Genomic DNA, 18,169 nt, shown 5'->3' with positions numbered 1-18,169 from the left:
GTGATGTATGTGACAAACACGCTAAACAGCAAAAAAGTTATTATTACTGGCGCCTCTAGTGGAATAGGTGAACGTCTAGCTTGGCATGTGGCTAAACAAGGAGGAGTTCCTATTTTACTAGCACGGCGAGGGGAACGTTTGAAGCAAATGATCGAGCAAATAGAAAAGGACACAGGAGTTGCAGGGTATGCGGATTCATGTGACTTATCGGACCGAGCAGATATTGATCGAGCATTTCGTGCGATCAAGGAAACAATAGGAGATGTAGATGCTTTAATTAACAATGCCGGATTTGGGATTTTTGAATCTGTGGAGATGACAGAGCTTGACCAATATGAATCAATGTTTCAAGTCAATGTGCTTGGTCTGATTCAATGCGTAAAAGCAATACTTCCTTCTTTCGTTTCACGCGGAGGTCATATTGTCAATATCGCTTCCCAAGCCGGAAAGATGTCCACCCCTAAAGCATCAGGCTATGCAGCCTCAAAACATGCGGTTTTAGGATTTACAAACGCTCTTCGGTTAGAGGTGAAGTCTAAAGGCGTATTTGTAACGGGGGTAAACCTTGGACCTGTACGAACCAACTTCTTCGACCAGGCAGACCCTGAAGGAAACTATCAAAAATCCGTAGAACGATTTATGTTAGACCCTGACACCGTAGCGCAAAAAGTGGTGAAGCACTTGTTCACCCCAAAACGTGAAATTAATCTCCCCTCTTGGATGGAAGCCGGTTCAAAGCTTTATCAACTCATGCCGGGCCTTACTGAAAAACTCATGCGCAAACAATTTGAGAAGAAATAAATCCTCACACCATGTGAGGATTTTTTTATGGAGTGAACTGTCTCTGTGGGGTGATCAAGAAAGGGCGATGAAGGCTCGAAACTGAGAGGCTTCCCAGCTCGCCGCGGAAAGCGAGTGATTTCCCGAACCACCTTATCCTCAATTTGAGCCAACGGAAGCATTCTCTCAACTTCGAGTCCTCCGCGTAAGGGGGCTTATGTGGAAAAAAGGGGGGATGTCGAAAAAAGGAAAACATCACCACTTGAAAAAGAGAACAAACATTCGCATAATAAAGGTAACAGATAATGCGAACAAACATTCGTTTCGTGGTAGGAGGGTGTCGTATGAATGCGGTGATTGATTATCAATCGTTTCCAAAGCGTAGTATTTTGTGTATTGATATGAAGAGTTTCTATGCCAGTTGTGCAGCTATTATGAAAGGTTTAGATCCGATGAGAACACATTTGGCTGTGGTGGCGGATTTGAAACGGCCGGGGAGTGTGGTGCTCGCGGCTTCTCCAGCTCTAAAAAAAGACTTTGGTATAAAAACAGGAAGTCGGTTATTTGAAATTCCCGATGACCCAAGAATCCATTTAGTCTCTGCTCAGATGAGGCTTTATTTGCATATCTCTACGGAAATTACACGACTTTTTAATCGATATGTACCAAAAGAAGCCATTCATACGTATAGTGTGGACGAAAGTTTTCTCGACGTAACGGGAACGGAGCGGTTATGGGGGGATGCAAAAGAAGTAGCTCGAATGATTCGAAAAGAGTTGTTCGAAACGTTCCACCTTCAATGTGCAATCGGCATTGGTCCAAACATGCTCCTTTCAAAGCTATGTCTGGATTTAGAAGCGAAGAAAACGGGAGTAGCTCATTGGGGATATGAAGATGTAAAGAAAAAGCTGTGGCCTGTCTCTCCTTTAAGTGAAATGTGGGGGATTGGATCTCGAATGGAGAAGCGACTCAATCGATTAGGGATTACAACTGTCGGACAGCTCGCTACCTTTCCTCTAGAGCAACTTGAGAAGCGGTTTGGTGTAATGGGAAATCAACTTTATTATCATGCCAACGGGGTAGATCTCTCTGAGCTTGGGGCACCGATTATGCAGGGGCAGATCAGCTTCGGGAAAAGCCAGATTCTCATGAGAGATTACCCAGATCCGAAAGAAGTGCGATACGTAATCTTAGAAATGTGTGAAGAAGTAGCAAAGCGAGCACGTGCTTACCGTAAAGCCGGTCGAACAATTAGTCTTGGACTCGGATATAGTAAAGATGAAGGGGGTGGAGGATTTCATCGTTCAAAATCGATTGCGTCTCCTACTAATATTACGACGGAAATGTATGATGTGTGTATGCAGTTGTTTGACGAGTTTTATTCCCATCAGACAGTTCGGAAAATTTCTATAAGTCTTTCGAGTATTACAGAAGATGAAGCTATGCAGCTTAGTTTGTTTGAGCAAGATCGTGATAAAAAGAGGGACCTTGGTTATGTTATGGATGAGATTCGGAACAAATATGGCAATGATGCTCTTTTACGAGCCGTTTCCTACACAGAGGCTGGAACTGCAAAGCATCGTAGTAAGCTTGTAGGAGGTCACTATGCAGAATAAGAAAGGGGTTGTTGTGAATATTCGCGGCCATACGACTGTCATTTATTAAAATGTAGAAGTCGCTCCAAAAAAGAGCGCATATGGACTTGTACTCTTCTTTGGGCGACTTTGATTTTAAATTATGCTTCCTTAAATAAATCTTTTTCAATAAGAGATTGTTTAATCGCTTCTTCATTAGTTCCTTGAACATCAAATTCGACTGTTTGGCCTGGTTGTAAGGATACCGCTAACACCCCAAGGAGACTTTTAGCATCCACTACCCAGTGATCTTTTTTTAATAGTACTGTATCTTCGTACTCGCTTATGGTATTAACAAAAAGACTTGCTGACTCTGCAAAGATTGGTTTTTTCACTTGCAATTTCATCTTTATCTCCTCCTAAAATCTTTTCTGTTTTCTTTATCATAATTATGCGTTTAATAGGCTATACCCTTCTTTCGGAAAGAAATATTCGTATTTTGTATAGTACGCACAAAATTTAAATCTGGGATGTAGGCGATTTATACAGAACAATCGAAACTCTTGCTCAACATGTTATGATTTTATAAGATGAAAAGAGATAAGAGGTGGTAGTAAAATGAAATTAACTATAATGGACGAAGCATTAGAACAGTTACGGTTATTACAAATAGAAGGTCATCCTATCTTACGTCTTTATTATGATATTGAAGGTTGTGGATGTGGGGTGAATGGCGTTCGTATTATGTATTTCACAAATGAAACGACACAATATGATGAAGTGGTAGAGAATGATCAGTACAAGATCGTTATAGATGAACAGCAAAAAACCTTTTTCGAACCAGAGATGAAACTGGAATGGACGGGACGTTTGTTCCGCTTAAAGAGTCCGAACCAAATGCTAAATGCTTCGTTATCTTCTAGAGTTATTCAAAAAGGAGTGGAGTTTGTTGGGTAAGAAAAGGCGGGAACACGAGGAAGAAGGGACATTGAAAGACCTTCTTCAAGATGATCTTGTTAAGCAGCTTCAATCTAAAAAAGCAGATCTAAAGAAACAAGAAGAAAAACGTAAAGAAGAAGAAAAACAAAAGAGAATCGAGGAACGAAAACAACGTGAAGCAAACAAAAGCTTTGAAGAGCTATTAAATGATAGCAGTCTCGATTGGGAAAACTTTAAAAAGTAACCGGTAAATACGTGTTTTTATTGTGTAAAGATGTGGTATTATAAAAGTAGAAAGCATATAATAAAAACGACCACAGCTGCAACTGTGGTCGTATGATCTACGTTCTCTCTACTTAAGAGGATCGGCCCATATGAATAGACCTCTCCTGCATAAACGTGTGAAGGGAGGTCTATTTTTTATGCTTTAATAACTCTGTTACAATTTTCACAACAAAGCTAAGAAGCGAAAGGACGAACATACCAAACGAAAACATCACCATGATTACTTGATATGCGTCGATAGGCATCACCCCCTTCCGGATAGGGGTTAGCCGACCACCCTTGTCATATAGAGAGACGAGATCTTTCCTAATTATACCATAATTATGGTGTTTGTCGTTAGTACATAAGAACGCTAGTGGTTTCCTTTGAAGTGGGTCAAAGGAACGAACCCTCCCTTTCCATTTGCCGAGGTGACTCTTCTGCATAAGCTCCCTTATGTGGAAGATTTGAAGTTGAGAGAATACTTCCGTTGGCTCAAATTGAGGATAAGGTGGTTCGGGAAATCACTCGCTTTCCGCGGCGAGCTGGGAAGCCTCCTCGTTCGCTACGCTCTCTGTGGGGTCTCCCCGAGGCTCCTACTGCCGCAGGAGTCTCGCAATTTCCCGAACCACCTTTGCCATATATAGAGGGAACGGAAGCATGCTACATAAGGGGAGGGGATTGTTGAAGCTCTGCCATGCTTGAGCTGCGGGGCCGTTCTACAACTTCTGATAAGGGGTATCTGGGGAGCGGGGAGACTCCTGCAGGAGAAAGAGGTCGACGAGACCCCGGAGCGAACGAAGTGAGTGAGGAGGCTCGACAGCTCGCCTGCGGAAAGCGAGTCGTTCCCCAGACACCCCTAGCTCCCAACTCATAACGGCCCCAACCCTACTAACATGTCTCGACTTCGAGTTTTTAGGGTTACTGATCTTTAGTTGAGTAAACAAAAGGGAAGTCCTTCTCATCTTTAAAAAGGATGAATAGGCTCGAAATGGTTTTAATTCGAGGGGAAATGGATAAACCAAGAGAGCATTCTATTTTGAGGAGGCAAAACGATGAGTACATCTTTTACTCAACAGTATATAAATGGAACATGGAAACAGGGTTCTAGTGAAAAAACCGTAGAAAATTATAATCCATATTCAAACGAATTAATTCAAACGATTCAGTCAGCAAATGTAGATGATTTAAATGAGGCATATGATTATGCTGAGAAGGCACAGTCTGGTTGGGCATCATTAAGACCTGCGGAGAAGCAAGCTTATTTTGATCGGTTGCTTAAGATTATGAATGATCGAAAAGAGGAAATCGTTGGATGGCTTGTTAAAGAATCGGGGAGTACAAAGGTTAAATCACAAGTGGAATTTCAAGCAGCGCTCGCGATTGTGAAGGAAGCCAGTTCTTTCCCAACTCGTATGGAAGGGACAATCCTGCCGTCAAATGTTCCTGGTAAAGACAACTATGTTCACCGTTCTGCAAAAGGAGTAATCGGCGTAATTGGACCATGGAACTTCCCGTTTCATTTAGCACTTCGCTCTATAGCGCCAGCCATTGCAACTGGAAATACGGTTGTGGTTAAGCCAGCTTCTGATACACCAGTCACATCTGGTTTATTAATTGCAGACTTGTTCCATGAGGCAGGATTCCCGGAGGGAGTCATTAATGTATTAGTGGGACGAGGCTCTGAAATTGGCGATGCATTCGTGGAACATTCAACCCCTAAATTAATTTCCTTTACCGGATCCACTGAAGTAGGTAGTCATATTGGGGAGTTGGCTGGTAAACATCTGAAAGACACTGCCTTAGAATTAGGTGGGAATAATGCAATGCTCGTGTTAAAAGATGCGGATATTGACCGGGCTGTTCAAGCGGCTGCGTTCGGTAAGTTCTTGCATCAAGGGCAAATTTGTATGTCTCTAAATCGTATTCTTATTCATGAGAGCATCTATGATAAGTTTACAGAGGCCTTTAAGAATAAAGTAGAGAGCCTAAAAGCAGGAGATCCTGCTGATGATGATACAGTAGTCGGGCCTGTGATTAACCAAGAAGCTGTAGAGCGAATTCAAGAAGACGTTGAAGAAAGTGTAAATCAAGGAGCGAGAAAGTTATTAGGAGGGAAGGTAGAAGGTAACCTTATGCATCCAGTGGTGTTGTCTAATGTGACGAACGATATGCCAATTGCCAAGAATGAAATTTTTGGTCCAGTGGCTGCACTAATAAAGGTGAAAGATGAAGAAGAAGCTATCCAGATTGCTAACGATTCTCCTTATGGCTTAAGCGGATCAATCTTTACAACCGATCGGTACCGTGGAATTGAAGTTGCCAAACGTATTGAAACGGGAATGATCCACATTAACGATCAATCCGTTAATGATGAAGCCCATGTTGCATTTGGTGGAGAGAAACAGTCTGGGATTGGCCGATTTGGCGGAGAATGGGCTATAGATAAATTTACAACTGTTAAGTGGATTAGTGTTCAATCTGAGTATAGGGAATACCCTTTTTAATAACTGTTCACAATAGATGAAGATCGTTCTCCATCTCTAAAATTTGAATGTCTACTAACAAAGAAGCTCCTCGCACTATGTGAGGAGCTTCTTGAAATTAGAATTGTTTTTTAGTTTAGCGGTGTTTTTGGTAAACATTGGGTCTCGTAATCTGTTGAAGCTGCGCATATACATCCTTTGTTAAAGGAGGTGCTTCTAACATAGAAAGGTTTCGTTCTAATTGTTTAATAGAACTTGCTCCAAACACAGCAGTTGAAACAGTAGGATCTTGGAGGACGTATTGCAACGCTAAAGCTTGTAATGAGCGTTCGTCAGAAGAATGGCCTAATAAATGCTCGATCATATGTTTCACTTCTTCTTGAGAATAGGATAAGTAGCCTTCCTGCGCCTTTTCTTGAACTTTTTCGAGGCCATTATTACTTAGCATCCCTTTAGCCAATGGACCTCTGGCCAGTACGCTAATTCGATTTTCGTTAAGCAAGTCCAGAATTTCTTCTTCCGGACGTCGGTCTAGTAGGCTGTATTGCATCATGACACTCACAATATTTGAACGCTTAACATATTCTCGGATAACGTTCGGTCGGATTGAAGAGATTCCGTAGTAACGGATGAGACCTTCCTGAACCAATTCGTCAAATGCAGCTATAGTTTCGTCAATTGGATCATCAATCGTTCCACCGTGTAATTGATAAAGGTCAATATAATCTGTCCCTAAACGATGTAAACTATTTTTTACCGCGTCTTTAATATAGGATTTGGAAGGATCCCAATACCAATCTTCTTGCTCTCGGTCAAAGTGGTTACCTCCTTTCGTTCCTAAAATAACTTCATCTCTTTTTCCTTTTAAAGCTTTACCGACAATCTCTTCATTACGTCCAAAGTTATATAAGTCTGCCGTATCTAAGTAATTAATGCCTGCGTCTAGCGCGCGGTTTACGATGTCTGTCGCTTTCTTTTCATCTGTTCCTAAAGTCATGCAACCCAATCCAATTTCTGATACCATCAAATTAGAGGAGCCTAGTTGTCGTTTATTCAAGATCTATCATCCTTTCTGTTTAAGGTAGTTTCATTTTAAAAGGGTCCTTTGGAAGACTCAACTGTTACACCTTTCCCTAAAATAGGGTAAGTTAAAATATCAATACGTTACAACTCTTGAGAGGAGCTATATATTCATGAAAAAATTCGAAGAAAAAACCGTACATACAGAATCAATCTATAAGGGGAAGGTGATTTCCCTTCAGGTGGACGATGTTTCGTTGCCTGATGGAAATACATCGAAAAGAGAACTCATTAAACATCCTGGTGCCGTGGCTATTATCCCTATTACTCCAGAGGGAAAGATGGTCTTTGTTGAGCAATACCGAAAAGCGTTAGAGCGCTCAGTGGTTGAGATCCCGGCTGGTAAACTAGAGCCAGGAGAAGGTCCTGATGAGACAGCAAAAAGGGAGCTGGAGGAAGAGACGGGGTATACTACAGAGTCCCTTGAGTTTGTTACCTCTTTCTCTACATCACCTGGTTTTGCGGATGAAATCGTTCATTTATATCTTGCGAAGGATCTAAAGAAAGCAGAGAACAAATTAGATGGAGATGAAGATGAATTTGTTGAGTTGATCGAAGCATCATTACAAGAAGCAGAAGAAATGGAAAGAGAGCAGAGAATATGGGATGCGAAAACAGCTTACGCCCTTCTTTATGTGAAGCTAAAGGGTTTAATGTCATAATGCAGTCTTATTTTGCAGATCTTCATGTTCATATTGGAAGAACCATTTACGGAGATCCGGTTAAAATTACTGCATCTGACAAGTTGACTCTTACAAATATTGTGGAACATGCTGCTTATCAAAAAGGATTAGACATGGTAGGAGTGATAGATAGCCATGTACCTGATGTGCAGGCAGAGATCCTTCATCTTATTAAAGAAGGGAAAGCGACTGAGCTTTCAGAAGGTGGTATACGTTATGGTCCTTTAACGCTTCTTTTAGGTTGTGAGGTGGAAGTATACGATGAGCACTGTCAGGGGCCGATCCATGTTTTATGTTATTTTCCGACTATGGAAGCTATGCAGCGCTTCACGGTTTGGCTTAGCGAGCGTGTGACGAATATAACGTTAAGTTCTCAACGAATGTATGGACCGGCAAGGGACCTTCAGAATTATGTGAAAGCTGAAGGAGGGATATTCATTCCGGCTCATATTTTTACTCCTTTTAAGAGTTTGTATGGGAAGGGGGTTATACAATCTCTTGAAGAAGTATTTCATCCCCAATTGATTGATGGTGTAGAACTTGGTCTAAGTGCAGACACCACGATGGCGGAAGGGATAGAAGAACTTTCTCCGTACTCTTTTCTAACAAATTCAGACGCCCATTCGCTTCCTAAAATCGCTCGCGAATACCAGAGTATTAAAATGGAACGATGTACGTTTAAAGAATTTGTGCTCTCTCTTCACGAATTACAAGGGAGAAGGATTGTTGCTAATTATGGAATGAATCCTTTACTTGGTAAATATTACACGACCGTTTGTAATGCGTGCTTACAGGACCCCGGGAATTGTGACTGTGAGGAAGCGGCTGTGGTAAAAGGAGTGGCAGACCGGATTAGTGAGTTGACAAAGGAGGGGGGATATAAAAGAAAGAGGCCTCCCTACATCTATCAAATCCCACTAGAGTATTTGCCAAAACTCGGGCCAAAAACAATGAAAAAGTTATTAAAAGCCTTTGGTACAGAAATGAATGTTCTTCATCATTGTTCTGAGAAAGACCTTGAAGAGGTTGTACCATCATCATTAGCTTATACAATTGTAAGAAATCGTTCAGGACATGTAGCAGTTGAAGCGGGTGGTGGAGGTACATACGGAAGAATAAAAAAAGAGAGATAGAAAAGTATCTCTCTTCTTTGGTCTATATTAAGAGAATCCTTCATAGAATACCTAATAACTAGAACAGATCGCTAGAAATGGAGGATTCTTATGTACGCCAAAGGATACGCCGCCTCTCAACACGTTCGGGAAAATGCTAGTATATATGTATTTACTAGCTTGCTATTTTTAATAGGAATCGTTTTTGGAGCTGTAATCGTAAATAGTATGAACGTCATTCAGAAGCAGGATTTGTTTTTTTATCTTGATCAATTCTTTGAACAAATGATGGGTGGGACGGTAAGTGACGCCCAAAGCCTTTTAAAGAGTAGTTTCTTTTACCATATGAAATATTTGCTACTTATTTTTATTCTGGGTATGTCAGTGATTGGGATGCCGATTATTTGGATCTTGTTGTTCATGAAAGGCATCGTAGTTGGGTTTTCAGTGGGTTTTCTTGTTAATCAAATGGGATGGAAAGGGTTGTTCATGGCAGCGGCTTCGATCGCCCCTCAAAACTTGATTATCATTCCTGTCTATATTATGGCAGGAAGCATTGCGATGATTTTCTCTTTTACATTACTACAAAAGCTCATGGCCAAGAAAGGGCATCAGCCATTATTACCTCCTTTAATGAGATACGGCGCAATCTTTGTTATCTTGTTTGCGGTGCTTAGCATTGCATCCATTATAGAGTCTTATGTATCGCCTGGTGCGTTAAAGGCTGTAGTAGAATTTATCTATGGTCATTAAAATTTTTAGGTAATAATCATTCTAATTAATAGATTGTAATGAATATAATTTGACACTTTCTCTGTATCTGCTTATAATGAAAGGTGGATATACGAGGGAGGGACCAGTCATGGAACAACGCATAGAGAAAATAAAAAAACAGCTCCATTCCCAGAGCTACAAGCTAACGCCGCAGCGTGAAGCAACCGTTCGTGTTTTGCTCGAACATGAAGAGGATCATTTAAGTGCAGAAGACGTTTACCTCCTCGTAAAAGAAAAAGCACCTGAAATAGGACTTGCTACGGTTTATCGTACATTAGAATTATTATCTGAATTAAAGATCGTCGATAAAATCAACTTTGGAGATGGAGTCTCTCGCTACGATTTGCGTAAAGAAGGGGCGGAACATTTTCACCACCATCTAGTTTGTGTGGAATGCGGTGCTGTTGAAGAAATTGAAGAAGACCTGCTAATCGATGTGGAGAAACGGGTTGAAAGCGATTGGGGTTTCCAAGTTAAGGACCACAGACTTACGTTTCACGGCATCTGTAAGAAATGCCAGGTTGTAACAGTAAAATCATAATGTGAGAATGCCTTTTTTCCTGTTGGAAGAAAGGTTTTTTATTTCTTTGTAGTTCATTATCATATATAACTTTTGGTAACATCATTGATTTATACATTATCGTAGACAAAACATGACAATCCGTTTATTTCTATTTACAAATGAAAAGAAATCGGTTACTTTTATCTTGTGTTTCTCTTTTTTTACTAGATTTCTCGTATATTTTACCGAATTTCTGGCATATCTTGTACTAAAGGACATAAGCACTAAAGGAGATGTGCGGATGCGTTTAGTACAACTAATAAAAGATACAATAAAAATCTTCGTGATTTTTACAGCGTGTACTTTGTTATTTTATTTTGGTTTACGCATGATGAATGATGAGTACGAACAAATTCATCGTTATGATGAACCTGAAGGTAAAGCTGTTAAAGTATTTCAATGGGAAGAAGAACAAATTGTAGATCGTTTATCGATCTTTTTCCGGTTAGGGGAGTAATGGTTCATGGAAAATGAGCGTAAAGATTTTCTTCATTATCTAAAGATTGAACGAGGGCTGTCTCATAATACCCTCATGTCTTACGAAAGAGACCTTACTCAGTATGTCACCTTTTTACAAAAAAATACTGAAGTTTCGGGTGTTCATATGATTACTCGTACGCATATTATGCAGTACCTGCACCATTTAAATGATCTTAACCGTTCTCAGTCTACAATCGCTCGAACGCTTTCTTCTATAAGGGCCTTTCATCAATTTCTTGTACGTGAACAGCTAGCTCAGTCAGATCCTAGCTTACATATTGAAACACCAAAGAAAGAAAGAAAGCTTCCGAAGATCTTATCTATGAAGGAAGTAGATGCTTTGTTGGCTATGAACGCGAAAGATGCTTTATCGATTCGTAATAAAGCCATGTTAGAAATGCTTTACGCTACAGGGCTACGAGTTACAGAACTTGTATCTCTAAAAGTAAGCGACCTTCATTTGACAATGGGGTTTGTCCGATGCTTAGGGAAAGGTTCAAAAGAGAGGATTATCCCACTTGGTAACATGGCTAAAAATTCAGTGGAAATCTATTTATCTAGTTCGAGATCTGAACTCGTAAAGCACAACCAAACAGATGAATTATTTGTTAATCATCATGGTCGACCATTGTCTAGACAGGGGTTTTGGAAGATATTGAAAGCGGTTGCGGGTGAGGTAGGGATCGAAAAAGAAATTACACCTCACACATTGCGTCATTCTTTCGCAACGCATTTATTAGAAAATGGAGCAGATCTTCGAGCTGTCCAAGAGATGCTTGGACATGCTGATATCTCTACCACTCAGATTTATACGCATGTATCAAAAGCGAGACTAACAGACATTTACCGCTCTTACCATCCAAGAGCGTAATTTTTTCCAAAAAATTGATGTCTGACATCATACCACTATCCCTGAGCTGAATAGATTTGTTCAATAAGGGAATGTAAAACTTTATAGGAGGGATCGAATTAATGGAACAATATAAACGTGTATTTTTAATCGTATTAGACTCAGTAGGAATTGGTGAAGCACCAGATGCAGAACAATTTAATGATAAGGGCGCTGATACGTTAGGACATATTGCCGAGCATATGAAGGGGCTTAATATGCCGAATATGGGCAAACTTGGCCTTAGCAACATCCGTTCTCTACAAGGGATTGAGCCGGCAGACAAGCCGCTAGCCCATTACACCAAGATGCAGGAAGCTTCTAACGGGAAAGATACAATGACAGGCCATTGGGAGATTATGGGCCTATACATTGATACGCCATTCCGCACATTTGAAGAATTTCCAAAAGAATTAATCGATGAGATTGAAGAGCGAAGCGGACGTAAAGTTATTGGAAACAAACCTGCTTCAGGAACAGCTATTCTAGATGAACTAGGACCTGAACATGTAGAAACAGGAGCTCTTATTGTTTATACATCTGCAGATTCTGTTATTCAAATTGCTGCTCACGAGGAAGTAGTACCTGTGAAAGAACTTTATGAAATCTGTGAAATGGTACGTGAGTTAACGAAGGATGAGAAATACATGATTGGTCGTGTCATTGCTCGTCCGTTTGTAGGAAAAGAAGGCAACTTTGAACGAACTTCTAATCGTCATGACTACGCATTGAAACCCTTCGGTCGTACTGTGATGAATGAGTTGAAAGATGAGAATTATGACGTAATCGCTCTTGGTAAAATCTCTGATATCTATGATGGAGAAGGTGTTACAGAAGAGATTCGTACGAAAGATAACATGGATGGTATGGACAAATTGGTCGAATCCATGGATAAAGACTTTACTGGTCTAAACTTCTTAAACCTTGTTGACTTTGATGCGAAATATGGGCACCGTCGTGATCCGAGGGGATATGGTGAGGCTCTAGAAGCATTTGACCAACGCCTGCCAGAAGTTTTAGACAAACTAAATGAAGATGATTTATTACTTATCACAGCCGATCATGGAAATGACCCGATACACCACGGCACAGATCATACAAGAGAATTAGTGCCACTACTTGTTTATAACAAGCAGTTTGAAGAGGGGAAAGAGTTACCCCTTCGTGAAACATTCTCTGATATTGGTGCTACAGTTGCAGAGAACTTTAATATTAAAATGCCTGAACACGGCAAGAGTTTCTTAAAAGATTTAAAGTAAGGGGAGGGCGTACACATGAACGCAGTACAAACTAAAGAAGCAGCACAATTTATTGAACAAAAGTTATCTGAGCAGCCTACTGTTGGGATGATCCTTGGATCAGGGCTAGGCGTATTAGCAGACGAAATTGAGGATGCTGTAACCATTCCTTATGGTGACATTCCTCATTTCCCGCAATCGACAGTGGCTGGACATAAAGGACAATTAGTAATCGGACAGCTCGAAGGAAAGCAAGTTATTGCAATGCAAGGCCGTTTCCACTATTACGAAGGTTATGACATGAAGCAAGTGACGTTCCCTGTTCGTGTAATGAAACAACTAGGCGTCGAATCGCTATTTGTTACAAACGCTGCAGGTGGTATAAATGAGAGCTTTAATCCAGGAAACCTTATGATTATTACGGATCATATTAATAATATGGGCGATAATCCACTCATTGGTAAGAACGATGATGAACTTGGCGCTCGTTTTCCGGACATGTCAAAAGCTTATGATGTAGAGCTTACAAATCATGCTAAAAATTGCGCAGATCGCCTTGGACTTAAGGTGCAAGAAGGTGTATATGTAGGAAACACAGGACCTTCTTACGAAACTGGTGCAGAGGTGCGCATGCTACGCACGATGGGTGGAGATGCTGTTGGTATGTCAACTGTGCCGGAAGTTATTGTAGCGAACCATGCTGGAATGAGAGTACTCGGCATCTCTTGCATCTCTAATATGGCTGCTGGTATATTAGATCAACCTTTAACGCACGACGAGGTAATTGAAACAACACAGCAAGTGCGTCAGGACTTTTTAAACTTTGTTAAAGAACTTACAAAATCACTGTAAAGGTGAAGACGATACTGGGGGAATTGAAACATGAGAATGTATGATATTATTGCTAAGAAACGCGATGGGCAAGCGCTAACATCAGAAGAGATCACGTTTTTCATTGAAGGATATACGAATGGTGATATCCCCGACTACCAGGCAAGTGCCCTTTGCATGGCAATCTTCTTTCAAGATATGAATGACGAAGAACGTGCAAACATGACGATGGAAATGGTGAAGAGTGGAGATACGATTGATCTATCTGCTATTGAAGGGATTAAAGTTGATAAGCACTCTACAGGTGGTGTTGGTGATACTACAACCCTAATCTTAGGACCACTTGTTGCATCACTAGATGTTCCTGTTGCAAAAATGAGTGGACGTGGATTAGGTCACACAGGTGGTACAATCGACAAACTTGAAGCTGTTCCAGGATTCCACGTAGAAATTGACAAAAGTGAATTTATAGAACTTGTGAATAAAAACAAGGTTTCTGTAATTGGTCAAACAGGTAATTTAACGCCTGCTGATAAGAAGCTTTATGGTCTTCGTGACGTAACAGCTACCGTTAACTCTATTCCTTTAATTGCGAGCTCGATCATGAGTAAGAAAATTGCAGCTGGTGCAGACGCGATTGTGTTAGATGTTAAAACAGGCGCTGGTGCATTCATGAAGAGCTTAGAGGATTCAAAGGCTTTAGCGGAGGCTATGGTAGCAATCGGAAACCATGTTGGCCGGAATACGATGGCTGTTATTTCTGATATGAGTCAGCCTCTTGGGCGTGCGATCGGAAATGCACTAGAAGTTAATGAAGCGATTGAAACACTTAAAGGAAATGGTCCAGATGACCTTACAGAACTTTGCCTTACTCTAGGCAGTCAAATGGTTGTATTAGCAGGTAAAGCTGCTACGTTAGACGAAGCGCGCGAGAAGCTTCAAGAGAATATGGAGAATGGCAAAGCGCTTGAGAAGTTTGCGACGTTCTTAAAATCTCAAGGTGGCGATGAGCGTGTCGTTAAAGACCCAAGTGTTATGAAAGAGGCTTCGTATAAAATTGAGCTTGAGGCCAAAGAAGCTGGGTTTGTAGAAGAGATCGTAGCAGATGAACTCGGCACAGCGGCAATGATGCTTGGTGCTGGGCGTGCGACAAAAGAATCTGAAATTGACTTAGCAGTAGGTCTTTATTTAAATAAAAAAGTGGGCGATTACGTAGAAGCTGGAGAGTCACTCCTTACCATACATGCAAATCAAGAAGATGTAGAGGACGTAAAACAAAAGCTTTACGAGAATATCACAATCTCAAAGAATAAAGTAGAAGCCCCTACTCTTATTCACGACATGGTAACAGAAAAATAAATAGGATCTATTCTTAAACTAGCTCAATGCTTTAGAGCACTTTTATCAAGTGCCTATGCATTGAGCTATTTTTTGTGCGCTATATTACTTTAAAGCACTAAATGGTGCCAGGCACCATTTAGTGCTTTAAAAAGGTAAAGATAAGATTTTTTTGGTTTTCTTGTTATATATTCTGATCCCTTGGAAAAAATAGCTAACATAAAGATTGGAGGGACCTCTATGAAAAAAATAGGTGTCTGGTTCATTTTGATGACAATGATAACGACAATGTTTGCGCCTGTCTCTTATGCGAAAGAAGAGTCAGGTCCAGAATTGGTAGAAAGTGCAAAGTCAGCCATTCTGCTAGAGCGTGATACAGGTGAGATTCTTTATGAGAAAAACTCAGGAGAATCACTTCCTCCTGCTAGCATGACTAAGATTATGACGATGATCCTTATAATGGAAGCTTTAGACGAAGGAAAGCTAAAGTTAAACGAAAAAGTACGTGCAAGTGAATATGCAGCATCAATGGGAGGATCGCAAATCTTCTTGGAGCCTGGTGAAGAAATGACGGTAGAAGAGCTTCTAAAAGGAGTCGCCGTAGCCTCTGGTAATGATGCTTCTGTTGCATTAGCAGAAAGAATTGCTGGTAGCGAAGCGGTATTTGTGAAGCAAATGAATCAAAAGGTAAAAGAACTTGGTCTTACAAATACAAAGTTCCAAAATACCACAGGCTTACCAGCTAATGATCATTACAGTACTGCCCATGATATGGCAGTAATGGCTAAAGAATTATTGAAGCATGAACAAATTACGAAATATACAAGTATTTATGAAGATTATCTAAGAAAAGGTACAGATAACGAGTTTTGGCTTGTGAATACGAACAAGCTCGTTAAGTTTTATACCGGTGTAGATGGCTTGAAAACTGGGTTTACACGAGAAGCTATGTACTGTCTAACGGCAACTGCAAAGAAAGATGATATGAGAGTTATTGCAGTGGTGATGGGGGCTGAATCGCCGAAAGATAGAAATGCTGATATTTCAGCCATGCTTGACTATGCATTTAATCATTACGAGACAGAGTCATTATATGAACGTCATCAACCTGTCGATACCCTTAAAAATATACGAGCGGCTAAGACAAAAGTCGATGTAGTAACAAGCGAATCTGTATCGGTATTGAAGAAGAAAGGTCAAACGATAGAAAATGTAGATGAAAAATTGGTGTATAACAAGAACTTAACTTTACCTATTCAAAAAGGCGAAATAGTTGGGACGCTTACGATTACAAGTAATGGTAAACCGTTATCTAAAACAAATGTAGTTGTAAATGAAACGGTTGAGGAAGCAGGGGTGTGGACGTTATTTAAACGCTCCATGAGTGAATTGGTGAAACAACGCTAAATTTAAGATCTTTACTCGAACTAAGACTAGTTTTGTCACGATGCAGGAAATAGGCATAAAAAAGAAGAAAGACTCATTAACCCATTAACAAGGAGGAAATACCAGTGAGTCTTTCAGTTCACTTTGAAACTAAACAGCATGTCTTATTGGTTCGCTTATCTGGTGAGTTAGATCATCATGAAGCAGAAAATTTACGTAATGACTGGCAGGACATCTTATCAAAGCAAAATCTGAAGCACGTAATCCTGAACTTAGAAGCCTTAAGTTTCATGGATAGCTCGGGATTAGGTGTGATCTTAGGAAGATATAAAGAAGTTAAACAACAAGGCGGCGAGATGGTTGTTTGTTCTATATCTCCTGCTGTACAACGGTTGTTTGAAATGTCGGGGTTGTTTAAAATTATTCGTTTAGAAGAAAACGAAGCGTTTGCACTTGAAACGTTGGGGGTGGCTTCCTAATGAAGAATGAAATGCATATCCAATTCTCTGCCTTGAGTGAGAATGAATCGTTCGCACGTGTAACGGTTGCGGCTTTTATTACACAATTAGACCCAACAATGGATGAGCTTACTGAAATTAAAACCGTAGTATCTGAAGCAGTAACCAATGCTATTATTCATGGTTATGATGGCTTCCCGGAAGGGTTGGTTCATATTGATTGTGAAATAGCGGAAGGAACGGTTTCAATCTCGATTTGGGATAAGGGGATGGGGATTGAGAATGTTGATGAAGCCAAACAACCTCTATATACATCAAAACCGGAGTTAGAGCGATCTGGGATGGGCTTTACAATCATGGAAAACTTTATGGACGAAGTGGACATAACATCAATTCCTGGGGAAGGCACGACAGTTCGGTTAGTCAAGCACCTAAAAAAAAGCAAAACCTTATGTAATTAAGGGGTCATGCGTATGGATGTGGAACTAAAACAAAATAAAAAACAAGAACAATTATCGGATCAAGAAGTTAAAGCGTATATTGCATTAAGTCAACAAGGCGATCAGGAATCGAGAAACATTCTTGTTGAGAAGAATATGCGTTTAGTCTGGTCGGTTGTACAGCGGTTTTTAAATCGTGGTTATGATCCAGATGATTTGTTTCAAATCGGATGTATTGGTTTGTTAAAGTCGGTAGATAAGTTTGATCTTTCCTATGATGTTAAGTTTTCCACTTATGCAGTTCCAATGATTATCGGCGAAATACAGCGTTTTATACGTGATGATGGCAGTGTGAAAGTTAGCCGGAGTCTAAAAGAGACAGGTAATAAAATCAGAAAGAAAAAAGACGAACTGACAAAAGTTTATGGGCGAGCTCCTACTGTTCAAGAACTAGCCAAGGAGCTAGATATTTCAGCAGAAGATGTTGTGTTAGCTCAGGAGGCTTCTAAAGCTCCACACTCCATCCACGAGACGGTATATGAAAATGACGGCGACCCGATTACCCTTCTTGATCAAATTGCAGACCAGGATACTAAATGGTTTGACAAAATGGCTTTAGAAGAGGCGATTCGATCATTAGATGAACGAGAACGCCTGATCATTTACTTACGTTATTTCAAAGATCAAACACAATCAGACGTAGCTGAACGGCTTGGTATATCTCAAGTTCAAGTCTCAAGGCTTGAGAAGAAGATCTTAGCTTTTATAAAAAATCAAATGAACGAGTAAAAAAGGTGTCTCCTTATCTTGAGGAGGCATCTTTTTTATTCTCTTATTTTTACATAACATGTAAAC

General features: G+C 40.3%; 21 protein-coding genes. 18 read left to right on the top strand and 3 right to left on the bottom strand.

What is annotated here, in order from left to right; all coding sequences use genetic code 11:
• Positions 1-3 precede the first annotated feature (3 nt).
• Positions 4-801 carry an SDR family NAD(P)-dependent oxidoreductase gene (locus tag N780_RS02540; RefSeq protein ID WP_052114854.1) on the top strand — a complete coding sequence of 266 codons (798 nt, stop codon included), beginning with the start codon at positions 4-6 and terminating at the stop codon, positions 799-801.
• Between the two features lie 323 nt (positions 802-1,124).
• A complete protein-coding gene (locus N780_RS02535; protein WP_156969056.1) occupies positions 1,125-2,396 on the top strand; it encodes a Y-family DNA polymerase in 1,272 nt (423 codons plus the stop codon).
• Between the two features lie 119 nt (positions 2,397-2,515).
• Here N780_RS02535 and N780_RS02530 read toward each other — a convergent pair whose 3' ends face one another.
• Positions 2,516-2,761 carry an HPr family phosphocarrier protein gene (locus tag N780_RS02530; RefSeq protein ID WP_036779610.1) on the bottom strand — a complete coding sequence of 82 codons (246 nt, stop codon included), beginning with the start codon at positions 2,759-2,761 and terminating at the stop codon, positions 2,516-2,518.
• A gap of 211 nt (positions 2,762-2,972) precedes the next feature.
• Between N780_RS02530 and N780_RS02525 the strand changes: the two genes are divergently transcribed.
• Together N780_RS02525 and N780_RS02520 are read left to right on the top strand one after the other, a co-directional pair.
• Positions 2,973-3,311 carry an iron-sulfur cluster biosynthesis family protein gene (locus tag N780_RS02525; RefSeq protein ID WP_036779607.1) on the top strand — a complete coding sequence of 113 codons (339 nt, stop codon included), beginning with the start codon at positions 2,973-2,975 and terminating at the stop codon, positions 3,309-3,311.
• On the top strand, positions 3,304-3,537 hold the full coding sequence (locus N780_RS02520; RefSeq protein WP_036779606.1) for a YqkE family protein: 234 nt from the start codon (positions 3,304-3,306) through the stop codon (positions 3,535-3,537). Before N780_RS02525 ends, N780_RS02520 begins: the two co-directional genes overlap by 8 nt.
• A 169-nt stretch (positions 3,538-3,706) precedes the next feature.
• Here the strand turns inward: N780_RS02520 and N780_RS20345 are convergent, their stop codons facing one another.
• Positions 3,707-3,823: a putative holin-like toxin gene (locus N780_RS20345; protein WP_255687396.1), complete on the bottom strand. Its 117-nt coding sequence runs from the start codon at positions 3,821-3,823 to the stop codon at positions 3,707-3,709.
• Between the two features lie 789 nt (positions 3,824-4,612).
• Between N780_RS20345 and N780_RS02510 the strand changes: the two genes are divergently transcribed.
• Positions 4,613-6,064: an aldehyde dehydrogenase family protein gene (locus N780_RS02510; protein WP_036779603.1), complete on the top strand. Its 1,452-nt coding sequence runs from the start codon at positions 4,613-4,615 to the stop codon at positions 6,062-6,064.
• A gap of 115 nt (positions 6,065-6,179) precedes the next feature.
• Here the strand turns inward: N780_RS02510 and N780_RS02505 are convergent, their stop codons facing one another.
• A complete protein-coding gene (locus N780_RS02505; RefSeq protein WP_036779600.1) occupies positions 6,180-7,100 on the bottom strand; it encodes an aldo/keto reductase in 921 nt (306 codons plus the stop codon).
• A gap of 136 nt (positions 7,101-7,236) precedes the next feature.
• On the opposite strand from N780_RS02505, the gene N780_RS02500 reads away from it, so the two are divergent.
• From N780_RS02500 to sigF, 13 genes are all read left to right on the top strand, one after another.
• A complete protein-coding gene (locus N780_RS02500; protein ID WP_036779597.1) occupies positions 7,237-7,785 on the top strand; it encodes an NUDIX domain-containing protein in 549 nt (182 codons plus the stop codon).
• Positions 7,785-8,939, top strand: a complete 1,155-nt coding sequence (locus tag N780_RS02495; RefSeq protein WP_036779594.1) for an endonuclease Q family protein — start codon at positions 7,785-7,787, stop codon at positions 8,937-8,939. The genes N780_RS02500 and N780_RS02495 overlap by 1 nt, the downstream gene beginning before the upstream one ends.
• 90 nt (positions 8,940-9,029) lie before the next feature.
• The gene (gene spoIIM / locus N780_RS02490; protein ID WP_036779592.1) at positions 9,030-9,671 is read left to right on the top strand and encodes a stage II sporulation protein M; all 642 of its coding nucleotides are present in this window, start codon (positions 9,030-9,032) and stop codon (positions 9,669-9,671) included.
• Between the two features lie 109 nt (positions 9,672-9,780).
• The gene (fur, locus tag N780_RS02485) at positions 9,781-10,233 is read left to right on the top strand and encodes a ferric iron uptake transcriptional regulator (protein ID WP_036779589.1); all 453 of its coding nucleotides are present in this window, start codon (positions 9,781-9,783) and stop codon (positions 10,231-10,233) included.
• A gap of 262 nt (positions 10,234-10,495) precedes the next feature.
• Positions 10,496-10,711 (top strand): YqzK family protein, encoded by a 216-nt coding sequence (locus N780_RS02480; RefSeq protein ID WP_036779586.1) that lies wholly within the window; start codon positions 10,496-10,498, stop codon positions 10,709-10,711.
• A gap of 6 nt (positions 10,712-10,717) precedes the next feature.
• The gene (gene xerD / locus N780_RS02475; protein WP_036779584.1) at positions 10,718-11,605 is read left to right on the top strand and encodes a site-specific tyrosine recombinase XerD; all 888 of its coding nucleotides are present in this window, start codon (positions 10,718-10,720) and stop codon (positions 11,603-11,605) included.
• Positions 11,606-11,706: 101 nt separating this feature from the next.
• Complete coding sequence (gene deoB / locus N780_RS02470) at positions 11,707-12,882, top strand: phosphopentomutase (protein WP_036779582.1); 1,176 nt, start codon at positions 11,707-11,709, stop codon at positions 12,880-12,882.
• 15 nt (positions 12,883-12,897) lie between these two features.
• Positions 12,898-13,713 carry a purine-nucleoside phosphorylase gene (locus tag N780_RS02465; protein WP_036779579.1) on the top strand — a complete coding sequence of 272 codons (816 nt, stop codon included), beginning with the start codon at positions 12,898-12,900 and terminating at the stop codon, positions 13,711-13,713.
• A gap of 30 nt (positions 13,714-13,743) precedes the next feature.
• Entirely contained in the window at positions 13,744-15,051 is a 1,308-nt protein-coding gene (locus N780_RS02460) for a pyrimidine-nucleoside phosphorylase (protein WP_036779576.1), read from the top strand.
• 219 nt (positions 15,052-15,270) lie between these two features.
• Positions 15,271-16,437, top strand: coding sequence for a D-alanyl-D-alanine carboxypeptidase family protein (locus N780_RS02455; protein WP_036779572.1), 1,167 nt, complete (start codon positions 15,271-15,273; stop codon positions 16,435-16,437).
• A gap of 104 nt (positions 16,438-16,541) precedes the next feature.
• A complete protein-coding gene (gene spoIIAA, locus N780_RS02450) occupies positions 16,542-16,895 on the top strand; it encodes an anti-sigma F factor antagonist (RefSeq protein ID WP_036779570.1) in 354 nt (117 codons plus the stop codon).
• On the top strand, positions 16,895-17,335 hold the full coding sequence (gene spoIIAB / locus N780_RS02445) for an anti-sigma F factor (RefSeq protein WP_036779568.1): 441 nt from the start codon (positions 16,895-16,897) through the stop codon (positions 17,333-17,335). Before spoIIAA ends, spoIIAB begins: the two co-directional genes overlap by 1 nt.
• Before the next feature lie 12 nt (positions 17,336-17,347).
• A complete protein-coding gene (gene sigF, locus N780_RS02440) occupies positions 17,348-18,103 on the top strand; it encodes an RNA polymerase sporulation sigma factor SigF (protein ID WP_036779565.1) in 756 nt (251 codons plus the stop codon).
• Positions 18,104-18,169 lie beyond the last annotated feature (66 nt).

The sequence above is a fragment of the Pontibacillus chungwhensis BH030062 genome (assembly GCF_000770675.1).
Lineage (GTDB): Bacteria > Bacillota > Bacilli > Bacillales > BH030062 > Pontibacillus > Pontibacillus chungwhensis.
This window is presented reverse-complemented; position numbering and strand designations above follow the sequence as displayed.

Excerpts from the sequence above, each read along its gene's own strand:
- N780_RS02480 (WP_036779586.1), top strand. The coding sequence starts at position 10,496 with ATGCGTTTAGTACAACTAATAAAAGATACAATAAAAATCTTCGTGATT.
- deoB (WP_036779582.1), top strand. The coding sequence starts at position 11,707 with ATGGAACAATATAAACGTGTATTTTTAATCGTATTAGACTCAGTAGGA.
- spoIIAB (WP_036779568.1), top strand. The coding sequence starts at position 16,895 with ATGAAGAATGAAATGCATATCCAATTCTCTGCCTTGAGTGAGAATGAA.
- N780_RS02455 (WP_036779572.1), top strand. The coding sequence starts at position 15,271 with ATGAAAAAAATAGGTGTCTGGTTCATTTTGATGACAATGATAACGACA.
- N780_RS02500 (WP_036779597.1), top strand. The coding sequence starts at position 7,237 with ATGAAAAAATTCGAAGAAAAAACCGTACATACAGAATCAATCTATAAG.
- xerD (WP_036779584.1), top strand. The coding sequence starts at position 10,718 with ATGGAAAATGAGCGTAAAGATTTTCTTCATTATCTAAAGATTGAACGA.
- N780_RS02535 (WP_156969056.1), top strand. The coding sequence starts at position 1,125 with ATGAATGCGGTGATTGATTATCAATCGTTTCCAAAGCGTAGTATTTTG.
- N780_RS02540 (WP_052114854.1), top strand. The coding sequence starts at position 4 with ATGTATGTGACAAACACGCTAAACAGCAAAAAAGTTATTATTACTGGC.
- sigF (WP_036779565.1), top strand. The coding sequence starts at position 17,348 with ATGGATGTGGAACTAAAACAAAATAAAAAACAAGAACAATTATCGGAT.
- fur (WP_036779589.1), top strand. The coding sequence starts at position 9,781 with ATGGAACAACGCATAGAGAAAATAAAAAAACAGCTCCATTCCCAGAGC.
- N780_RS02530 (WP_036779610.1), bottom strand. The coding sequence starts at position 2,761 with ATGAAATTGCAAGTGAAAAAACCAATCTTTGCAGAGTCAGCAAGTCTT.
- N780_RS20345 (WP_255687396.1), bottom strand. The coding sequence starts at position 3,823 with ATGCCTATCGACGCATATCAAGTAATCATGGTGATGTTTTCGTTTGGT.
- N780_RS02495 (WP_036779594.1), top strand. The coding sequence starts at position 7,785 with ATGCAGTCTTATTTTGCAGATCTTCATGTTCATATTGGAAGAACCATT.
- spoIIM (WP_036779592.1), top strand. The coding sequence starts at position 9,030 with ATGTACGCCAAAGGATACGCCGCCTCTCAACACGTTCGGGAAAATGCT.
- N780_RS02510 (WP_036779603.1), top strand. The coding sequence starts at position 4,613 with ATGAGTACATCTTTTACTCAACAGTATATAAATGGAACATGGAAACAG.
- N780_RS02465 (WP_036779579.1), top strand. The coding sequence starts at position 12,898 with ATGAACGCAGTACAAACTAAAGAAGCAGCACAATTTATTGAACAAAAG.
- N780_RS02525 (WP_036779607.1), top strand. The coding sequence starts at position 2,973 with ATGAAATTAACTATAATGGACGAAGCATTAGAACAGTTACGGTTATTA.
- N780_RS02460 (WP_036779576.1), top strand. The coding sequence starts at position 13,744 with ATGAGAATGTATGATATTATTGCTAAGAAACGCGATGGGCAAGCGCTA.